The following is a 7064-nucleotide window of genomic DNA, read 5'->3' on the forward strand; positions in this document are numbered from 1 at the left end:
ATGAAACCGCTCATGTGTGGCGGCATTGGTACGAATGATTGAGGGTTTGCACGAGAATGCCGGAACGCCCGCCGTTTCGGTGATCCTACCGGCAAGCAACGAGGCGGCGCTCATCGGGGCCTGCCTGCGTGCGCTCGGCGCCTCGCACTGGCCACACAGGAACCCGGTCGAGGTCATCGTCATCGCCAACGGCTGCCGCGACGACACCGCCGACCGGGCGCGGGCCGAGGCCCACGCCTTTGCCGCGCGGGGCTGGTCGCTGCAGGTGCTCGAGCGCCCGCGTGGCGGCAAGACCGGGGCTCTGAACGCGGGCGACGCGGCGGCGCGCGGGGCGGTGCGGGTCTATCTCGACGCCGACGTGACCGTGAGCGCCGACCTGCTGGCCCAGATCCACGCCGCTCTCGACACCGAGGTGCCGCGCTATGCCAGCGGCCGGGTCGGGATCTCGGCGCGGGGCTGGCTGTCGCGCGGCTATGCGCGGATCTGGCGGCAGGTGCCGTTCATGGCGCAATGCGTGCCGGGCTGCGGCGTCTTCGCGGTCAATGCCGCCGGGCGGGCGCGCTGGGGCGCCTTTCCCGACATCATCTCGGACGACACCTTCGTACGCCTGACCTTTACCCCGGCCGAGCGGCTGGCCGTGCCCGCATCCTATGACTGGCCGATCGCCGAGGGCTTCGACAACCTCGTGCGGGTGCGGCAGCGGCAGGACGCCGGCGTCGCCGAGATCGGCGCGCGCTTCCCCGAGCTCCTGCGCAACGACGACAAGCCCCGCCCGGCGCCGCGGCACACGCTTTCGATGGCCTTGCGCGACCCGCTGGGCCTTGCGGTCTACGCCGGCGTCGCGCTGGCGGTGCGGCTGCGCCCGGCGCCGGACGGCTGGAGCCGTGGCCGATGACGGTGGCGCTGCTTCACCGCTTCAACGGCAGTTCGCTGACCGCGCGGGTCATGCGCTCGTCGCTGCTCACCGTCGGCGGCTTCGGCTTCAGCCAGGCGCTGCGGCTGGGGTCGAACCTGATCCTCACGCGGCTGCTGTTCCCCGAGGCCTTCGGGCTCATGGCGCTGGTCTCGGTCTTCATGATGGGGCTGCAGCAATTCTCGGACGTGGGCGTCGCCCCGGCCATCCTGCAAAGCCGCCGCGGCGACGAGCGCGACTTCCTGAACACCGCCTGGACGATCCAGGCGCTGCGCGGGGCGGGACTGTTCCTGCTCGGCTGCGCGCTGGCCTGGCCGATGGCGCTGTTCTACGATGAGCCGCAGTTGTTGCACATCCTGCCGGTGGCGAGCCTCGCGCTGCTGATCACCGGCTTCCGGCCGACGCGCATGGACACCGCCAACCGCCACCTGCTGGTGGGGCGGCTCACGCTTCTGGATTTCGTCACCCAGACCATCGGCGTGGTCAGCGCGGTGATCCTCGCCTGGGTCACCGGCTCGGTCTGGGCGCTGGTGCTCAGCGGGCTCATCGCCGCGGTCACCGAGGTGGCGATCAACTCGCTGTTCCTCCCGGGCGAGCGCAACCGCTTCCGCTGGGAGCCCGCCGCCGCCTCGGAGCTCGTCACTTTCGGCAAGTGGATCTTTCTCTCCACGGTCTGCGGCTTCTTCTTCAGCCAGGGCGACAAGATCCTGATGGGCAAGTACCTCTCGCTCGACCTGCTGGGGATCTACAACATCGGCTATTTCCTTGCGGCCTTCCCGATGCTGCTGGGCAGTATGGTGACCCGCCGCATCCTGATCCCGATCTACCGCGAGACGCCCCCGCGCGAGAGCCGCGCGAACTTCCTGCGGCTGCGCAAGATGCGCTTCCTCGTGACCCTTGTGCTGATGGTGCTGGTGTGCGGTTTCGCCATCGTGGGCGACGGGCTCGTCGACCTGCTCTACGACCCGCGCTACGCGCTGGCGGGGGCGGTGGTGGTGATCGTGGCCTGCGCGCAGATGCCCCAGATCATCGTGCAGACCTACGACCAGGCGGCGCTGGCGGCGGGTGACAGCCGCACCTTTTTCGTGCTGGCGCTGGCGCGGGCGGTGCTGATGGTGGGCTGCATCATCGCGGGGCTCGAGATCGCCGGGCTGCTCGGCGCGCTGCTGGGGCTCGCGGCGGCCTACGTGCTGGCCTACCCGGTGGTGGTCTGGCTGGCGCGGCGCATGGGTGCGTGGGACCCGCTGCACGATGCGGTCTACGCGCTGGCGGCGGTTGTGCTCTCGGGAATCGCGGTGGCGGTGAACTGGTCCGAGATCATGGCGCTGGTCGCGTCGTGAGCTTGGGCGGCGGCGGGGTCTCCGGGCCTTGTGGGACGACCTCCGCCCCGTCGGGGGGCTCGCGGCCCGCGCAGGGGGCCAGATCCGGCGCCGCGCCCTGTGGCGCAGCACGGGACCCGCGCGAAAACTAAAAAGCGCCGCATTTTTTCCCCATTGGTCCTTTACGGGAGCTTTCGTGGTATGTGGCAGGGTAGGCGGTCATGAGCGTTCAGAGGCAGTACGAGGCGGGCGAGAACGACATCGCCATCGTCGGGATGGCTGCCCATCTGCCGGGCGCCGACAGCATCCTGCGCTACTGGGACAACCTGCGCTCGGGGCGCAGCGCGATCCGGCGCCTGACCGAGGCCGAGCTGCTCGACGCGGGCGAGGATCCGGGCCTCATCCGTCACAAGGACTACGTGCCCTTCGCCGCCCCGCTCGACGATTTCGAGATGTTCGACGCCGAGTTCTTCGGCTTCTCCCCCAAGGACGCGGCGGTGATGGATCCGCAGCACCGCCAGTTCCTCGAGACCGCGTGGGAGGCGCTCGAGAACGCCGGCCACGTGCCCGAAAGCTTCGACGGGCAGGTCGGCGTCTTCGCCGGCTGCGGCATGGGGTCGTATTTCTACTTCAACGTCTGCTCGAACCCGGATCTGGTCGAGACCACCGGCATGTTCCTGCTGCGCCACACCGGCAACGACAAGGATTTCATGACCACCCGGCTGAGCCATGTGCTCGACCTGCACGGGCCGTCGATCAACCTGCAGACCGCGTGCAGCACCTCGCTGGTCGCGACACATTACGCCTGCCAGGCGCTGCTGAACGGCGAATGCGACATGGCGCTGGCGGGCGGCGTGACCATCGAGCTGCCGCAGCGGCGGGGCTATCTCTACCGCGAGAACGAGATCCTGTCGCCGGACGGCGAATGCCACGCTTTCGACCGTCGCGCGCAGGGCACGGTGTTCGGCTCGGGCGCGGGCGTCGTCGTGCTGCGGCGCCTTGCGGATGCCCTGGCCGATGGCGACCACGTCTGGGCGGTGATCAAGGGCACCGCGGTCAACAACGACGGTGCCCAGAAGGCGAGCTACCTCGCGCCCTCGGTGGACGGGCAGGCGCAGGCCATCGCCGAGGCGCAGGCGGTGGCGGGCATCGGCTCGGACACGGTGGACTACGTTGAATGCCACGGCACCGGCACCTATCTCGGGGATCCGATCGAGGTGGCGGCGCTCAACCAGGCCTTCCGCCAAAGTGGCACGGGTGTCGGCCATTGCCGCATCGGCTCGGTCAAGACCAGCATTGGCCATCTCGACACTGCCGCGGGGGTCGCGAGCCTGATCAAGACCGCCCTCGCGCTCGAGGCGCGCGAGATGCCGCCGTCGCTGGGCTACGAGGCGCCGAACCCGGCCATCGCCTTCGACGGCTCGCCCTTCGTGGTCAACGACCGGCTGACGCCCTGGCCGTCGCGCGGCCATCCGCGCCGCGCCGGGGTGAACGCGCTCGGCGTCGGCGGCACCAATGCCCATGTCGTGCTCGAGGAGGCGCCCGCGCCCAGGCCTTCGGCGCAAAGCGACTGGCCGTTCCAGATCCTGACGCTCTCGGCGCGCGGCAAGGCGGCGCTCGACGAGGGCGCGGCACGGCTGGCGGCGCATCTGCGCGCCCATCCCGAGCAGCCGCTGGCGGACGTGGCCTGGACCCTGCACGCGGGCCGCCGGGCCTTTGACCGGCGTCGGGTGGTGGTGGCCGAGAGCCACGAGGAGGCCGCGCGCCTGCTCGAGGAGAACACCCCGCGCCGGGTCCATTCCCATACCGCGCTCGACCGCCCCGACGTCGCCTTCCTGTTCCCCGGCGGCGGCGCGCAATACGCCGGCATGGCCCGCGATCTCTACGAGACCGAGCCGGTCTTCGCCGAATGGATGGACCGCGGGCTCGGGGCGCTGGCCGAGATCTCGGACGAGGACGTGCGCGCGCTCTGGCTCGCAGAGGACCACGCGGAGGCCGACCGGGCGCTGACCCGCCCGTCGTTGCAGCTGCCGCTGATCATGATCACCGAATACGCGCTGGCGCAGCTCTGGATGAGCTGGGGCATCGAACCCGCCGCGCTGGCCGGCCATTCGATGGGCGAGAACACCGCCGCCTGTGTCGCGGGCGTCATCGGCTTCGAGGATTGCATCGGCCTCGTGCACCTGCGCGGGCGGCTGATGGACACGGTCGCGGCGGGCGGGATGCTGTCGGTGTCGCTGCCCTCCGAGCGGCTGCGTCCGATGCTTGGCGAGGCGCTCGACCTCGGCTGCGTGAACGGCCCCGATCTGTCGGTGGCGTCGGGCCCGCAGGCGGCGCTCGACGCGCTGCAGGACCGGCTCGTGGCCGAGGGCATCGACCACCAGCGCATCACCATCGACATCGCCGCGCACAGCCGCCTGCTCGACCCGATCCTCGAGCAGTTCCGCGCCTACCTCGTCACCATCGACCTGAACCCGCCGCGGATCCCGCTGACCTCGAACCGCACCGGCGCACTGATGACCGACGCGCAGGCGACTTCGCCCGATTACTGGGTCGAGCACCTGCGCGGCACGGTGCTCTTCGCCGATTGCATCGGGGCGCTGGCGGCGCCGAACCGCATCTTCCTCGAGGTCGGGCCGGGCAGGGCGCTGTCGTCGCTGGCGCGGCGGCATCCCGAGGTGCCGGGCCAGAACGTGCTGTCGTCGCTGCGGCACCGGGACGACGACATCGCCGACGACAGGCACATGTTCGAGGTGCTGGGCCGGCTCTGGGCGCTGGGCGCCGAGTTCGACTGGGGGCAGGTCTGGGGCGATGCACCGCGCAACCGCGTGGTGCTGCCGTCCTACGCCTTCCAGCGCGCACCCTATTTCATCGCGCCCGGCAAGAGCCGCGCCGAGCCCGCGCCGCAATACCTCATGCGCACCGACGAGGTGGGGGACTGGGGCTGGAGGCCGGTCTGGCGCCCCCGCGCCGTCGAGATCGAGGTCGACGTCGCGGAGGGGCTGTCCGACGCCGAGCCGCAGACCTGGCTGATGTTCATGGACGAGTGCGGGATCGCCGCGCGCACCGCCGCCCGGCTGACCTCGGCGGGCCACACGGTGATCGAGCTGCGCCCGGGCGACAGCTTCTCGCGGCTGTCGGACACCTCCTATGTGTTGGCGCCCGAGCGTGGCCGCGAAGGCTATGACCTGCTGCTGCAGGATCTCGCGATGTGCGGCCACGTGCCGACGCGGATCGCGCATTTCTGGCTGGTGACCGAGGGCGAAAGCCATCGCCCCGGCTCGAGCTTCTTCCACCGGGTGCAGGAGCAGGGGTTCTACGCGCTGTTGTTCCTCGCGCAGGCGATCTCGGACGAGACCCTGCCGCGCCCGCTGCACCTGACCGTGGTGACCAATGGCGCCGCCCGGCTGCGTGACGAGCCCTTCGCCTGTCCCGCCAAGGCCACCATCGCCGGGCCCTCCCGCGTCATCCCCCGCGAGCTGCCCGGCGTCAGCGTCTCGACGCTGGACATCGCGCTGCCCGCACCCGCGGAGGGCGGCTTGTTCGCCCGGCACTCGGCGCAGGCGCGGCGGGAGGCGGCGCTCGACGGGCTGGTGCTGCAGCTGCTCGAGGAGCTGCTCTCCGAGCCGAAGAACGGCATCGCGGCGCTGCGCGGGCCGCGGCGTTTCCAATGCGTGATGAAGCCGGTGGCACTGCCCGGGGCCCCGCCGGTCGCAAAGGACGGCGGCACCTACCTCGTCACCGGCGGATTCGGCGGCATCGGGCTGACGCTGGCGGCGGATTTCGCAGCGCGTGGGGCAAGGCTTGCGCTGGTCGCCCGCAGCCCGTTGCCGGACCGCGCACGATGGGACGAGCACCTGTTGCGCCACGCGCCGCAGGACCGGGTCTCGCGCCGCATCCGCGCGGTGCGGGCGCTGGAACAGGCCGGGGCCGAGGTCATGGTCCTCGCCGCGGATGTCTGCAACCTCAGCCAGATGCGCGCGGTGCGCGAGACGGTCGAGGCGCGCTTCGGCCCGGTGACCGGCATCCTGCACGGCGCCGGGGTGATCGACGACGGCCCGCTGCTGTCGAAATCCCCGGCGGGGGTCGAGGACGTCTTTACCCCCAAGGTCCACGGCACGCAGGTGCTGGCCGAGGTCTTCCCCGATGGCAGCACCGAGTGGATGGCGCTCTTCGCCTCGTCCTCGACGGTGACGGCGCCGGCGGGGCAGGTCGATTACGTCGCCGCCAACGAGTATCTCAACGCCTTCGCCCAGTCCCGTGCGGGCGGCGCGACCCGCGTCGTGGCGATCAACTGGGGCATTTGGAACGAAGTCGGCATGGCGGCCGAGGCGGTCGCCGCCCGTCGCGGCGAGGTGCCCGCGGCGCCGGTCGAGCCCGCCTGCGTGCCGATGCTGGATGCCAAGAGCTTCGATGCGCGCGGCAACCGTCTCTTTACCGCCCGCTACTCGGCGGCGGACTGGTTCATCGACGAACACCGCACCAGGGCCGGCGACGCGCTGCTGCCGGGCACCGGCTATGTCGCGCTGGCGGCGGAGGCGCTGCGCGCGCAGGGCGAGCCGCCGTCATTCGAGATCCGCGACATGGCCTTCCTGCGCCCGCTGCGGGTGGCCGAGGGCGGTTCGCGCGACGTGCGCCTGCGGCTGGCGCGGCGCGACGAGGGCTACGGCTTCGAGATGCTGGCCGATGCCACGCTCGGGCCCCGGCGCGGGTTCGCGCTGACCGCGCAGGCGACGCTGGCGCTGCTGCCCATGGCACGGCCCGAGCCGCTGGACCTCGACGCGATCCGCGCCCGCTGCGGCCGGCCGGTCGTGGCCTCGGGCGGCGGCAAG

The 7064-nt window shown here is 71.3% G+C and carries 3 protein-coding genes; all 3 read left to right on the plus strand.

Going from position 1 to position 7064, the window contains the following annotated elements; all coding sequences use genetic code 11:
• Positions 1-34 precede the first annotated feature (34 nt).
• A complete protein-coding gene (locus tag HC022_RS01720; RefSeq protein WP_167451096.1) occupies positions 35-895 on the plus strand; it encodes a glycosyltransferase family 2 protein in 861 nt (286 codons plus the stop codon).
• Entirely contained in the window at positions 892-2253 is a 1362-nt protein-coding gene (locus HC022_RS01725; RefSeq protein ID WP_167451097.1) for an oligosaccharide flippase family protein, read from the plus strand. Before HC022_RS01720 ends, HC022_RS01725 begins: the two co-directional genes overlap by 4 nt.
• Before the next feature lie 200 nt (positions 2254-2453).
• A partial coding sequence (locus tag HC022_RS01730; protein ID WP_167451098.1) for a type I polyketide synthase occupies positions 2454-7064 on the plus strand: 4611 nt, incomplete at its 3' end.

Origin of the sequence: Salipiger sp. HF18 (assembly GCF_011806505.1) — a bacterium.
Classification (GTDB): domain Bacteria; phylum Pseudomonadota; class Alphaproteobacteria; order Rhodobacterales; family Rhodobacteraceae; genus Salipiger; species Salipiger thiooxidans.

What these genes read in the sequence shown, in the direction of transcription:
- HC022_RS01720 (WP_167451096.1), top strand. Translation starts at nt 35, where the DNA reads ATGATTGAGGGTTTGCACGAGAATGCCGGAACGCCCGCCGTTTCGGTG.
- HC022_RS01725 (WP_167451097.1), top strand. Translation starts at nt 892, where the DNA reads ATGACGGTGGCGCTGCTTCACCGCTTCAACGGCAGTTCGCTGACCGCG.